Raw genomic sequence first — 13,553 nt, 5'->3', positions numbered from 1 at the left:
AGAAAAAGAAGAATTTACCCTTATTTGATGTTGAGAAAAAGTACAATAAAATGATTGAAAAAATACGAGTTGTGATCGAACACATTAATAGTCAATTGAAAACATTTAGAATATTAAGTGAACGCTATCGAAATAGACGGAAAAGATTCGGCTTACGCATTAACTTAATTGCTGCACTCGTAAACCGGATAAACTTGCAATAATGACTTTCGCAAGAGATCTAATGTTTTCATTTTTGGAAGATTTATTTTTTGTTCAATAATATTTTGACCTTTCGTAAACAGATGCTGCCCGGCCTTACACTCAAATTTCCCACCAGTTGTGACCACCACTCCACCACCATTGATCTTAATTTGAGACCCTCCAGCGGTCAGTACAATCTCTTTCGGACTGGTGATTTCGATCTTGTCTTCAGTCGAAATAAGCTTGTTTACCTTGCGGGCAATCGCTTCAATCGCATCATCTTGGGCTTGTAGTTCAATTTTTCCTTGAGCAGCATAGAGACTCGCACCCTCTTGAGCAGCAAATAAACTGATCTTGTCCTGTGCATGAGCAACTAAAGATTTCTGTGTGGATAAATGAATATTATTCCCGGCACTCTGATTGATTTGGTGATCAGCGGATAAATGAATATTTTCATTTGTGCTCAGTGCAATCGTTTGGGGGGCAGTTAATAACATCACGGCCTGTTTAAATGCGATGGCCTTGGCTTGATCTTCAGCTTCAATCTGACTCAGAAACTGTTTTAAACTATCAAAAAATTGCAGCGGATCAGTCTGCTGTTGTTCAGCAATATCACTCAAGGCTTTACTATGATCGAGATTCGATTCAATCTGCTCTTTGGCACGACTCGCATCCAGGTGATTGCCTGCTGCTGAATCTTGCCGATAAGTGGAGATTAATAAGCCTTTTCCTGCACGTATGGCACCCCACTGGTCTGTCCTTAGTTCAAAACCTTCTCCTCGACCTTCGCTGCTTTCACTTTCTTTAGGATGGCTTAGATTTCCCAGATTGAGCTGACTGGCTGCATGACTACTTTGCAGCTGCGCACTAATCTGTTCAGGGGTATCATCGAAACGCAACTGGTTAAAGCCATCCCCATCGACCTCCTGAGAACGGATGCCACTGAGTTTTTTGGTCGCAGGAAGTTCTCCTTTTGCATCAAACATGGTCGGATGCCGTTCTGCTTCATGAATCCGTCCCACCACAAAGGGCCGGTCGATATCACCTTCAAAGAAGTCAATCACTACAATTTCGCCAATTCGCGGATGCAACCTGATGCCATAACCCTCACCCGCCCAAGGGGTCAAAACATCCACCCAAGCAGAATCGCTATCATTGTCATTGCTACCTGCGCCGCCATCATGCTGATGATCCTCACTCCGGGTAAACAGAAAACGAACTTTCACCCGCCCCCATGCATCGACATGAATCGTTTCACCTTCAGGTCCGACCACTCGAGCCCGTTGCGGATATCCAGCAGGCCGATGAATGAAGGGGTGGTACTCAGGAACAACCTGGATTTCACGGCGCACCATCTGTAGTTCATTGGCCTGTCGTTCCTCCTGTGTCATCTGCCAGCCGCTCTTCTCAAGCAAACTGTCCAGCTGAGATAAGATATCTTTGGGTAAATTGTTCTGGTTATAAAACCGCTTAGCTAAAATCAGAAATTCACGTTGATGGGCAGGATGCTGATCAATTTCAGGATGCTGTTGCAGTTCAAACCAGTATCCAACCTGAGCATCTCGTACGCTGCTACTGGCTTTAAAATATTTAGACTGCAAAGCATGATAGTCACTGAGCTGCTGATTGAGTCGATCCAGTTGGGCTATACCAGATGCTGTCACCTGATCCTCATGATTTAAGTCGCCGGTCCAAGCCGGACTGATGTTCCACGCATCTTCAAGCTGAAGAGTGGCATTTGCATGGATATCACTTTGCTGATGATTACTGAATAAAGGCTGGCTTTGATCCTGGGCAAGTTGCTGGGCATGCCAGCGCTGGGTTTGGGTACTATTCGGATTGAGCTGACGTACCGCAATCAGACTGTTCAGCGTGTCCAGCTGTTCGGTGGCATGACTGCGATGAAACCGGATGGAGCGGCGTTTTAAAGCTGAAAAATATTGGGAATGATCTACCAGTTTTAAAAGCTGATCTTGAATCTCGCTGGCTGATACAGGCACAGTTAATTGCCTTTCATCAATCAGCCAGTTAATTCCTTCGCTACGCCATAAACGGGTCAGAAAATCATAATCCGATTCATTCGACTGCATTACAAAAGGTCGGACATCATAGTCCCGGCTGAGTCCTGTCAAATCCAGGCTGAGACTGGCCGCGAATAATACACTTCTGTTTTGCCATTCACTGAACAGGATTTCACTGATCTCGCGCACCGTCTTATTCATAAAAACCCGACTGTTACGGCGCTTCTGCCAGAGTGCAGTCGGATCATTTAGCATCAATTTATACAGGGTCAAAGCTCCATCATTCTGCCCTTGACTGGCTGCAGTAATAATGCCCGTAGTCCGGAAAAGTTCACCCCGGTCTGTGACCTGATCAATGGCCACCCGACAGCCGATAAACTGTTTCAAGGCAATATGAGCATGAGTGGAAAGACAGATCAGTTCAGCCTGCAGGCCTTGATTGATCTGATGCTGACCCTCAATACGCTGAATCAAAACCTGATGATTTAAAGGAGGATGTGAAAACTGTAAATGTAGCGCACGATGCTGTCGCTTAAGCCCGAGCTGCTCCACCAGCATATGGATAGGTTTTGGCATTTTATAGTTATAATTTTAAGCTTTATTATTGTGCGGCAGATTTTAGGAAAAGTTATCCATTTCGTCCAGTTCACGATGCATTTCACATAATTAGGCCTTTAATTTATGGCCCTTCAATTAAAAATCTTAAATTGCATGTGGTACATCTTAATTAAAAATATTGCTCAATATTCCCTATTTTTCCGATTATCCTATACGGAACTTGCTGCTACACTCATTCAGATCTCATTCTTCAAGGCCAAGGACATGCTGGAACTCCCTTCTAAATTACCCGATTTGGGCGTGACCATTTTTAGTACCATGTCGGCCTTGGCACAAAAACTCGGAGCCTTGAATCTTTCTCAAGGATTTCCAGACTTTGCAGCGCCTCCTGCCTTGATTGAAGCTTTAAACCGGGCTAGCCAGAATGGATTTAACCAGTACGCTCCGGGAGATGGTCTGCCAGTCTTGCGAGGTCTAGTGGCAGATCTCTATCAGCAGCGTGATCAACTGATGATTGATCCTTTCGAGGAAATCACGATTACGCCTGGGGCCACGATTGCGATTTTTTGTGCCATTCAGGCCACAGTGCGCGCCGGTGAAGAAGTAATTATTTTCGACCCGAGCTATGACAGTTATGGCCCTGCGGTACAACTGGTCGGGGCAAAGCCAGTGCATATTGCTTTGCAGCATCCTGATTTTTCTGTGGACTGGAATCAGGTCAAAGATACCATTAATGACCGTACCCGCATGATTGTGGTAAATACTCCACATAATCCGAGTGGTAGTGTCTGGTCCAAGGCAGACTGGCAGCAACTGATCGAGCTGATTCGCGAGCGCAATATTGTGGTGCTGTCCGATGAAGTCTACGAACATCTGGTTTTTGACGGCGTTCAGCACTATTCGGCCTGGTCATTTCCAGAACTTCGTGAGCGGAGTTTTGTGATTGGTTCTTTTGGTAAAACCTTCCATGTCACTGGCTGGAAAACCGGATTTTGTATTGCTGCACCCGCACTGATGAAAATGTTCAGACAGATTTATCAGTTTGCCAGTTTCTGTGGTGTGACGCCCGTTCAGGTTGCCTTGGCGGAATATATGCAACTGCATCCTGAGCATATACCTGAACTGTCCTCTTTCTATCAAAACAAACGGGATTTATTTAACTCATCCATTGAAACGTCACGCTTTAAATGGACACCTTCTCAAGGGACTTATTTCCAGAACTTAGATTATTCAGAGATTCGGCCTGAGCTCGATGATTTATCCATGTGCCATTTTCTGGCAGAACAACATGGGATTGTCGCGATTCCAGTCTCTGCGTTCTACCAGCATCCTCCTACAGATTTACGCTTGCTCAGGTTTTGCTTTGCAAAAAAAGAACAAACCTTGATCCAGGCAGGTCAAATTCTTTCAAAGGTTTAACTCATTTTTTAACTAAAAATCTCATAAAATAAATGCCTTAGTTACTTAAAAGCTAAGGCTTTTTCTTATATTCTGCCAAATAATAGCTGCATCAACAAATAGATGATAATTCAATCACAGGATGTCGCATGGCACAGCACTCACTGATTCATCAACAGAATTTATGGAAAGCCTTTCTGGTATTTCTGTTGCCATTAATTGCGACCAATATCCTGCAAAGTCTCTCCGGCACGATCAATACGGTTTTTGTGGGACAAATGCTCGGAGTGAATGCGATTGCTGCTGTTGCCGTTTTTTTCCCGATCCTGTTTTGTCTGATGGCCTTTGTGATTGGTTTATCGGCCGGCTCTACCGTATTGATTGGCCAGGCTTGGGGCGGGAAAAATATAGAAAAAGTGCGCTGTGTGGTCGGTTCAACTTTATTTATGACCTTGATTGGCGGCAGCTTGATTGCACTTTTTGGGGTAATTTTTGCTGAGAATATTCTCTTGGCGCTTGGCACAGATCCGGATGTGATGCATTTATCCTTGCCCTATGTGCAATGGATGCTGGCGGGTAGCCCCTTAATCTTTATCTATATTATTTATACTTCCATCTTGCGCGGTGTTGGGGATAGTACCACCCCCCTGTTTGCTTCCGCACTTACCATTGGGGTCGGGTTGGTGGTGACACCGGTACTGATTGCAGGTTATTTTGGCTTTCCTAAAATGGGTATAATCTCGCCGGCGATTGCCACCATTCTGGGAAATCTGGCGGTCCTGTTGTTTTTAATCCTGTATTTGAATTATAGGCAGCATCCGCTCAAACTCGACTGGGCCTTATTAAAAAATATTCGTCATCAACCACAGTTAAGCAGAATGATCTTGAAACTGGGGGTTCCTACTGGTGTGCAAATGGTCACCACTTCAGTTGCCGGACTGGTGATTGTCGGACTGGTGAACCGCTATGGTGCAGAAGCAACAGCGGCCTATGGCGCGGTCAATCAGGTCTTAAATTATATTCAATTTCCCGCTTTGTCGATTGCGATTGCCGCGTCTGTATTTGGTGCTCAAGCGATTGGTGCAGGTAAATCAGATCTGCTCAATAAAGTTACCCGGACTGCGCTGAGTATGAATATCCTGTTTACCGGCGGTCTGGTGATTCTGGCCTATCTGTTCTCCAAATATCTGATGGCGCTATTTATTACCGATCCTAAGGTTGTAGTACTAGGACAACAACTGTTGTTTATTGTGCTGTGGTCAATACTGTTTTTTGGCGCCAGTGCCATTTTTGCTTCAATCATGCGCTCGAGTGGTACGGTGACCGTGCCAATGTTAATCAACATTTTTGCCATTCTCTGTATTGAAGTTCCCGCCGCTTATCTGTTTAGCCGGTGGTGGGGTCTGGAAGGTATCTGGTATGCCTATGCGTTGGCCTTTGTCAGCCTGTGTATTTTGCAGGGACTGTATTATCAGTTTGTCTGGAAGAAAAAAACGGTTGAAGCGTTGATTTAAATGCAGGTTTTTTTACGTGCCTAAAGCATTACAGTAGTTAATACTCTCCTTTGCAAAAAATTAGCCCCTATCACAGCGATAAAAAAACCCGCTTTCGCGGGTCTGTTTTGCATTTTTTTAAGCAGACTTTTTCTTCTTTTTACCAAACTGGGTCGCCAGTGCAGTGACATGCTGATAACCAGTTGGCAAGATCCGCTGGATCAGGTCAATTGCTTTGGCATCATTACCAATCAGCAGACGGCGTTTGTCTTTTTGTACCGCCTCCAGAATTTGACGAGCGGCTTCTGCAGGTGGACAACGCAATAATTTATTAAAATTACGGGCTGATTTTTCCGGATTCATACCTAAAGTCAGCAGACTGTTATTCATTTTTGCCGCATTGGCAATATTGGTACGGATACCGCCCGGATGTACACAGAGCGCACTGACTCCGCAATTTTCCATGTCCAGTTCCTGACGCAGGGATTCAGTAAAACCACGTACTGCAAACTTGGTCGCATTATAAGCAGACTGGGTGGGCTGAGCCGTTAAACCAAACAGGCTGGAAATATTGATGATATGACCATCGCCAGTTTTTTTGATCAGTGGCAAGAATTCTTTGGTTCCGTAAACCACGCCCCAGAAATTGATTCCAACAATCCATTCCAGTTCTTCATAAGACGCCCCTTCAACGGTTGAGCCTAGTGCAACGCCGGCATTGTTAAAGATCATATTGACACTGCCATGATCCTGTTCGACCTGTGCCGCCCAGTTACGCACCTGTTCCAGTTCAGCCACATTCACTTTCTGGATAGTCACACGAACATCACTCTCTTTGAGCAATTCAAGCGTTTGTGCCAGACCTTGTTCATTGATATCACTCAGCGCCAAGTGACAACCCTGCTGGGCCAGTAATATTGCCAGTTGCTGGCCAATACCCGAACCTGCACCGGTAATCGCAGCGACTTTATTTTTAAAATTTTTCATTCAATTTCCTTATGTAAAGAACTGCCATTCCATGACAGCAGGATCTTGTTCTGTTGTTTCAGGAGCTAGCACAGATCCTCAATATAGTTTTGACAATATAGATTGTCAATAATTATCCCATGTCCTTAGAGGCCAAATTTCAGGGCAGCATTTCCATATAGGTCTAAGCGTGATTTATTGCTAAGATATTTAAAATCTTCATGCAGATGAGCACACAGGCCTTATGACCGATTCAATCGACTCAGCAGCAAAATCACGACCCTCCAAAACCAAGGAGCGTCAGTTTAAAGGCCTGTCGATGGCTGAACGACAGCAGGCACGTCGTGAAAAGCTCATCGAAGCCGGAATTGAAGCCTATGGCAGTTATGGTTTTTTTTCAGTTACCGTCAAAGATATCTGTAATGAAGCCAAACTAACCGAACGTTATTTTTATGAATCCTTCAAGAAAAGCGAAGATCTGTTTCAGACCATTTTCTTAAAACTGATTGATGAACTGCAGCAGAATGTGATGCAGGCCATGATGCAGGCATCGAGTGATCCGAAAAAAATGATCGAAGCCGGTTTGAGTGCGCTGCTCACTACCCTGCGTGACAATCCGCGCATGGCACGGATCATTTATATCGATGCCATGCTGGTACAGGAGCTGCATAATCAGGCCACTATTCATGAAACCATGTCACGTTTCGACCGCATGATTCATGCCTTTGTCATGTTGATGATGCCGCAGTTAAATCGCAGCGAGCAGGAAATTTCATTGGTGTCGACCGGTTTAAATGGCTATGTCACCCAAATTGCCATTCGTTGGGTGATGAGTGGTTTTAAGCATTCGCTTGAGGAAGTTTTATCGTCGTGCAGTGTGGTTTTTTTGGCGCTGCTCGAGTCATTTTCCGAGAAAAAATAGCTGTTAAATCCTGTGCTTAATCGGCTTTCCTGCATTTACCAGTGAGTTGAAGATTTATGCTGTACTACGGAAATGAGTAAAATTAATTTATGATTTTTTAACAAGTTTCTGCATTATATTTGTCACAAATCTTTGCGAATATCAGCAGTTTTTCCCTTTCTGCAATGATACTGTCATAATTAGTCTTTGTAATAAGCCTGTCATAAATATAAAACGGTTCACCGTTTACATGAAATAGGGTATTGCGTTGTGAAAGATGACTACATATTAATCGTCGATGACGAGCTCCCGATTCGGGAAATGATCCATACCTCTCTGGATATGGCCGGTTTTCAGTGCTTGCAGGCAGAAGATGCCAAGCAGGCGCATCAGATGATTGTGGATCAGCGTCCGGCACTGATTTTGCTGGACTGGATGATGCCAGGTGGCGTCAGCGGTGTGGACCTGTGTCGTCGTCTGAAACGTGATGAAAGCCTGTCAGAAATTCCGGTGATTATGCTCACAGCGCGCGGTGAAGAAGACCACAAGGTACAAGGTCTGGATGCCGGTGCCGATGACTACATGACCAAGCCATTCTCGACCCGGGAACTGGTCTCGCGGATTAAGGCGGTACTGCGCCGCGCCAATGCCCTGAGCGGTGAAAAAACTATTGATGCCAACGGCTTGATTCTGGATCCGGTCAGCCAGCGGGTGAATTTTGGTAACAACATTCTGGAAATGGGTCCGACTGAATACCGTTTACTGGCATTCTTCATGACCCATCCGGAACGTGCCTATACCCGTGCGCAATTGCTGGATCAGGTTTGGGGCGGTAACGTCTATATTGAAGACCGGACTATCGATGTGCATATCCGCCGTTTGCGTAAAGTGCTGGAACCTTATGGTGTAGACCGTTTTGTACAGACCGTTCGCGGAACGGGGTATCGTTTCTCGACGCGTTCAGATGTCGCTTTAGGTTAATATCTTTTAAGGTAAATCTTGTTTTATGTATGAACCCTACCCTGTCCCCGAACTGGCACGCGAACACAAAAGAATCCGTTACAGCAGTTTATGGGATTTTGCGAAGCAGGATTTACGCCTACTGGCTTTTTTCCTGATTATCGCCAGCTTTATCGGTTTTGGGATTGGGTATTTCTGGATTTGTATCGTAATTGCTTTCGTGGCGTTCTTTGCGACCCAAATGCGTTCCTTATATCTGGTCAATGAATGGATTTCCAATCGCCCCTATGATGTTCCGCCTAATATTGGCGGAATTTGGGGTGCACTGCTTTTCAATGTTTACCGCGCCCAACGTCAGGAACGGATTGTTCAGGCGGAAATGGTCGAATTGATTGATCGTGCACAATCTTCGCTGGTGGCCTTGCAAGAAGCCGTGGTACTACTTGATGAAAACCAGCAGATTGAATGGTGGAATCCGGCAGCCGAACGTCTGCTCGGAATCTCCAGTGATGACCGTCGCCGTAATATCCTGACCTTGTTACGCCAACCAAGCTTTATCGAATACTATTACCATATTGATGAATCCCCGGACGGCCTGAAAATGCGTTCTTCGCTGTTTGAAGACCATTATGTTCAGGTCAAAATGACCCGTTTTGGCGGAGAAAGTCGGGTACTGGTTGCTTATGATGTGACCCGGATGCACAATCTGGAACAGATGCGAAAGGATTTTGTCGATAATATTTCACATGAACTACGCACTCCTTTGACCGTGCTCAGTGGCTATATTGAAACCTTTACCGATCAGGAAGATATCAATCCACGCTGGAAACGCGCTTTTGATCAGATGCAGTCGCAAACCCGACGCATGAATGCCCTGGTCAACGACCTGCTGCTGCTGTCACGTCTGGAAAATGATAAAAATATTGCCAAAAACCAGATCATTGAAATGCCAAGTCTGATGAACCAGCTATTCGATGATGCCCAGGCCTATAATATTGATTATGGTCATACCCTGAATCTGGACATTGACAGTCATTGCGATCTGATCGGTTCAGATATGGAACTGGCCAGCGCCTTTAGCAACCTGATTACCAATGCCATCAAGTATACGCCTAAAGGCGGCACCATCACCATCGGCTGGCATGATGACGGTGAATCGGCCTATTTTGTGGTGCAAGATAACGGCATCGGTATTGATCCCAAGCATCTGCCACGTCTGACCGAGCGTTTTTACCGCATCGATTCAGACCGCAGCCGTCGTACTGGCGGTACCGGTTTGGGATTGGCAATTGTTAAACATGTACTCATGCAGCATCAGGCACATCTGGAAATTGAGTCCAAGGAAAACCAAGGTTCCACGTTTAAGGTAGTTTTCCCCAAAGAACGTCTCAGCTTTCCGGACTAATCTCACAAAATCAAAAAAGGTACCATCGGCACCTTTTCTTTTAAGCGTTTAAGAGCTGATCTGTTTTTCTTTGGACAGTGCACGCGCATAGGCAGCACGTTGCGACACCCGTTTAAGATAGGCTTGAATCGCTGGATAGCTTTGACCCGTCCGGCTCTGCATGGCCTCCAAAGGAAAACTCATCTGAATATCGGCAAAACTGAAATGCCCGGCAAAATAATCATGCTCACTCAAATAGCTTTCCAGAAACTGGATATGATCTTTTAAACGGCTCTGTACAAATTGCTTTTTCACCCCATCACAGATTTTCTTGGCCACAGGTCGAATCAGCAAAGGCGTATGTTTAGGCACTGTGGTCATTACCAGTTGCATCACCAGCAGCGGCACTAACGAGCCTTCCGCATAATGCATCCAGTAACGGTACTGGGCCTTGTCGGCAATATCTTCTGGGCGAAACTGCTGCTTTTCATCATAAGTTTCCTGCAAATATTCCAGGATCGCCGCAGATTCTGCCAGTACCTGACCCTGATCGACCAGAATCGGGGCTTTGCCCAACGGATGGATCTGTTTTAAGGCCGGTGGCGCAGAAAGGTTGGGCTGACGTTTATAGTATTTAACCTCGTAATCCAGTCCTAATTCTTCCATGGCCCACAGGATACGAAATGATCGTGATTGTTCGAGATGATGTAAAACACGCATATTAGACTCATGATTTTATTGTTTTTGCCCACTGAGCATAGCAAAAAGCAGCAGACTCTAGCTCATTTTTTGATGACTGTAATGATATGTATCCTATGTTGCAGATTCATTATTTGAGTTCAACTCAGACAGCGTTCCATATTCCCATCATTTTTAGCATTTATCGGGAAGCCCGCATCTGGTCTGGAAGTGCGGGCGCTTCTAAACGTGGTCCATCATAGGCAGGAATGGAACCAAAACGTTCATGACCTTCAATCCATTGTTCCCGCGCAATTTTAAGTTCCTCTGTCGTGCGCCCGACCAAATTCCACCACAGTAAAATCGGGCTTTCAAATGGCTCCCCACCAATCAATAGCACCCGGCTCCCGGCATGAACTTCAGCATTGACCTGCTGTAAGCCGGGCTCCAGGATCAGCATATTATCTTCATTTAGTTCATGCCCATTTATACTGGCCGTCCCCTCAAGCACCATAAAGCCATATTCAAATTTCGGATTCAGAGGCAAGCGCGCACTAGTACTTTGAGCTGCATACAGGTCTACTCCGAGTAGTTCGCTATGTACTTTAACCGGTGATCTCGTTTTTAAATATTCTCCGACCAGCACGGTAAATTCAATGCCTTGCTCATTGACGACCGGCAATTCAGGATAATGGTCAAAACCTGGTGCCATATTGATCTTGTCATCCGGCAAGGCAATCCATAACTGTGCTGCATGCATATGTGTCTCACTTTCAGGAGAGACTTCGGTATGTGAAATGCCATAACCCGAGGTCATCAGATTGACCTGCTTGGGACGAATCAACTGCTGATTTCCCAGACTGTCATTGTGCATCATGCTGCCTTCGATCATCCATGTAAAGGTCTGCAGACCAATGTGCGGATGTGGTCCGATATCCAGACCATCTCCTTGCGGAAAACTGGCCGGACCCGCATGATCCAGAAAACACCAGGCACCAATCATGCGTTTATGTCGGCTCGGTAAGGCACGTTTAATCACGGTACCCTGCCCGATTTCTGCACGACGCAAAGGAAACTCCTGAATAAACTGATTCACATACTTTTCACAATCATCGGAATTCGACAGTTCAATATCACTATTATTCGACATGGCTGAGCTTACCTCGGCATTTTCATTCTACTTTTTGAGTGGGTGAGACATGCATTTGACCGATCTAAGATGCCTCTCTGTTCAGGACAATGTACAGGGTCTATGGGCAAAATCTATCCCTGGAAATATTTAGATACGTATAAAACGCCTCACTAGTCTCATCAATTTAAATCCTGAAAGGCGGATGAGATTTGTATCCAAAGCCCCAAACTTGATCTTTAGCAAGGCAATCATGATTTAGGCACATGGCGTTATGAGTCTAAATAAACTGAAGCTCCAAGAATGTCATTCATCCATGTTTCACGTGAAACGAATCAACAACATCCAAAGACCTCCATGAATAAGATGATTGTTCATGTATTTCAATTACTTTCACTTTTACAAAACACAAATTTTGTTACGTTTTAGCTTTAAAAATTTCCCGGATACCCAATTTTTGGGAGGTTATTTTTTACTCAACCACGGCATAATAGGCACCTATAAAAATAATACTGGATCAGGACATGTCTGCTCAGAATGAGAATATATATTCAACGGCGAATGTATCTTTTCAAAATTCGACGACCGATAAATCACTGAAATTATCTGAATGTGATCTGCAAAACCGTCAGCTGATTGAACAGGCGCTGACAGATCCTCATGCCCGTATCCCTGCCCTGTTTCAGCAGTATTTTCATGATTATGTCTATACGCATAGTCATCATAACTTGCGTCAAATTAACTATCTGGCGCAAATTGCCTTTTTACTGTATTTCTTTGCCGATATCCTGATTATTCCAGACATGTTTTTTATTTCTGGTCTGATGCGCGTCGTTCTGGTTCTGGGGGCGATGTTTTGCTGTTATTACCTGTTTAAAAAACATAAAAATATTCAGATTCTGGACAGAATCTTGCCGATAGGCACCACTGTAGCTGCAGCGGCCTGGATTGGCTTACTCGCGCTTTCAACCAGTCCCCATGTTGCCACCTATATTTATGCCTCTGCGATCTTTATTCTCATCGCCAATCTCTGTGTGCAGACCCAGTTTAAAGTCGCAGTCTATTGCTCCATCTTGATTGCCCTATTTATCATGCTTGGGATATCCCAGTTCATGAGTGCTTCTCAAGCCTTTATTTTTAGTGTGGTCTTTAGTCCAATCTGGTTTTTTAGCATTTATATTAACTGGAATAATATTCTGAATATACGGCGTTCTTTTCTGCGCTCCCTACTTGATGAATGGAACTATCAAACCTTAAAGAATCTGGCACATACCGATGATTTGACCCAGCTCTACAACCGTCGCCATTTTGTCGATATGGCTGAACGCTCTATTCATCAATGGCCTAAACATGCCAGTAGCTGCCTGCTGATGTTTGATGTGGATCATTTTAAAAATATTAATGATAGCTATGGGCATGATGTTGGTGATCGGGTACTACAACTGATTGCTGAAGTGACCCGTAAAGAAATGCGGCATAGCGATGTACTGGCACGTTTTGGTGGGGAGGAATTTATCGCCCTCCTAGAAGATACTCAGCTGCAAGACAGCTGGGTGATTGCAGAACGAATTCGTTGTGCAATTCAAAAGCAGTACATTTATGTCGAACCCAATCATGCCATCCGGTTCACCATTTCGATCGGTGTAGCAGAACTGGAATCCCATACCCAACCCCTGGAAGACCTGATCAAACAAGCCGATATTGCCTTGTATCAGGCCAAGAAGTCTGGCCGAAACCGGATTGAGGTCTATCATCCAGATATGCTGAATAAGCCCAAGCCTGCGACAGAAAATCCCTGGAATGTATTTAAGCCAGACACTCAACCAGCCCAGTCAACGGCGAATTAAAGCTGGATCATTAGTCTGTTCTATAAGCTAGGATC

At 44.9% G+C, this 13,553-nt stretch carries 11 protein-coding genes; 7 read left to right on the top strand and 4 right to left on the bottom strand.

Features of this window, described 5'->3' with window-relative positions; all coding sequences use genetic code 11:
- The coding region (locus F893_RS17260; RefSeq protein WP_322111756.1) for a transposase family protein at positions 1–203 on the top strand (203 nt) is incomplete at its 5' end.
- Here F893_RS17260 and F893_RS00950 read toward each other — a convergent pair.
- The gene (locus tag F893_RS00950) at positions 165–2,780 is read right to left on the bottom strand and encodes a type VI secretion system Vgr family protein (protein WP_228130250.1); all 2,616 of its coding nucleotides are present in this window, start codon (positions 2,778–2,780) and stop codon (positions 165–167) included. The genes F893_RS17260 and F893_RS00950 overlap by 39 nt on opposite strands.
- Before the next feature lie 246 nt (positions 2,781–3,026).
- Between F893_RS00950 and F893_RS00945 the strand changes: the two genes are divergently transcribed.
- On the top strand, positions 3,027–4,181 hold the full coding sequence (locus F893_RS00945) for a methionine aminotransferase (protein ID WP_034435675.1): 1,155 nt from the start codon (positions 3,027–3,029) through the stop codon (positions 4,179–4,181).
- 128 nt (positions 4,182–4,309) lie between these two features.
- On the top strand, positions 4,310–5,674 hold the full coding sequence (locus tag F893_RS00940; protein WP_005249600.1) for an MATE family efflux transporter: 1,365 nt from the start codon (positions 4,310–4,312) through the stop codon (positions 5,672–5,674).
- 117 nt (positions 5,675–5,791) lie between these two features.
- On the opposite strand, the gene F893_RS00935 is transcribed toward F893_RS00940, so the two are convergent.
- Complete coding sequence (locus tag F893_RS00935) at positions 5,792–6,640, bottom strand: SDR family NAD(P)-dependent oxidoreductase (RefSeq protein WP_005249599.1); 849 nt, start codon at positions 6,638–6,640, stop codon at positions 5,792–5,794.
- Positions 6,641–6,863: 223 nt separating this feature from the next.
- On the opposite strand from F893_RS00935, the gene F893_RS00930 reads away from it, so the two are divergent.
- From F893_RS00930 to phoR, 3 genes are all read left to right on the top strand, one after another.
- Positions 6,864–7,541: a TetR/AcrR family transcriptional regulator gene (locus tag F893_RS00930; protein ID WP_005249598.1), complete on the top strand. Its 678-nt coding sequence runs from the start codon at positions 6,864–6,866 to the stop codon at positions 7,539–7,541.
- A 249-nt stretch (positions 7,542–7,790) separates the two neighbouring features.
- Positions 7,791–8,501, top strand: a complete 711-nt coding sequence (gene phoB / locus F893_RS00925; protein WP_004280972.1) for a phosphate regulon transcriptional regulator PhoB — start codon at positions 7,791–7,793, stop codon at positions 8,499–8,501.
- A gap of 25 nt (positions 8,502–8,526) precedes the next feature.
- Positions 8,527–9,885, top strand: a complete 1,359-nt coding sequence (gene phoR, locus F893_RS00920) for a phosphate regulon sensor histidine kinase PhoR (protein WP_005249597.1) — start codon at positions 8,527–8,529, stop codon at positions 9,883–9,885.
- A gap of 48 nt (positions 9,886–9,933) precedes the next feature.
- On the opposite strand, the gene F893_RS00915 is transcribed toward phoR, so the two are convergent.
- Together F893_RS00915 and F893_RS00910 are read right to left on the bottom strand one after the other, a co-directional pair.
- Positions 9,934–10,584, bottom strand: a complete 651-nt coding sequence (locus tag F893_RS00915) for a glutathione S-transferase family protein (protein WP_005249596.1) — start codon at positions 10,582–10,584, stop codon at positions 9,934–9,936.
- 160 nt (positions 10,585–10,744) lie between these two features.
- A complete protein-coding gene (locus F893_RS00910; protein ID WP_005249595.1) occupies positions 10,745–11,692 on the bottom strand; it encodes a pirin family protein in 948 nt (315 codons plus the stop codon).
- Positions 11,693–12,195: 503 nt separating this feature from the next.
- On the opposite strand from F893_RS00910, the gene F893_RS00905 reads away from it, so the two are divergent.
- Entirely contained in the window at positions 12,196–13,518 is a 1,323-nt protein-coding gene (locus tag F893_RS00905) for a GGDEF domain-containing protein (RefSeq protein WP_005249594.1), read from the top strand.
- Positions 13,519–13,553: the final 35 nt, after the last annotated feature.

The sequence above is a fragment of the Acinetobacter sp. CIP 102136 genome (genome assembly GCF_000369685.1).
Classification (GTDB): Bacteria; Pseudomonadota; Gammaproteobacteria; order Pseudomonadales; family Moraxellaceae; genus Acinetobacter; species Acinetobacter fasciculus.
Note: the sequence above shows the minus strand (reverse complement) of the source record. Positions and strands in the feature narration are given on the sequence as shown.

Excerpts from the sequence above, each read along its gene's own strand:
- F893_RS00935 (WP_005249599.1), bottom strand. The coding sequence starts at position 6,640 with ATGAAAAATTTTAAAAATAAAGTCGCTGCGATTACCGGTGCAGGTTCG.
- F893_RS00905 (WP_005249594.1), top strand. The coding sequence starts at position 12,196 with ATGTCTGCTCAGAATGAGAATATATATTCAACGGCGAATGTATCTTTT.
- phoR (WP_005249597.1), top strand. The coding sequence starts at position 8,527 with ATGTATGAACCCTACCCTGTCCCCGAACTGGCACGCGAACACAAAAGA.
- F893_RS00940 (WP_005249600.1), top strand. The coding sequence starts at position 4,310 with ATGGCACAGCACTCACTGATTCATCAACAGAATTTATGGAAAGCCTTT.
- F893_RS00930 (WP_005249598.1), top strand. The coding sequence starts at position 6,864 with ATGACCGATTCAATCGACTCAGCAGCAAAATCACGACCCTCCAAAACC.
- F893_RS00915 (WP_005249596.1), bottom strand. The coding sequence starts at position 10,584 with ATGCGTGTTTTACATCATCTCGAACAATCACGATCATTTCGTATCCTG.
- F893_RS00945 (WP_034435675.1), top strand. The coding sequence starts at position 3,027 with ATGCTGGAACTCCCTTCTAAATTACCCGATTTGGGCGTGACCATTTTT.
- F893_RS00910 (WP_005249595.1), bottom strand. The coding sequence starts at position 11,692 with ATGTCGAATAATAGTGATATTGAACTGTCGAATTCCGATGATTGTGAA.
- F893_RS00950 (WP_228130250.1), bottom strand. The coding sequence starts at position 2,780 with ATGCCAAAACCTATCCATATGCTGGTGGAGCAGCTCGGGCTTAAGCGA.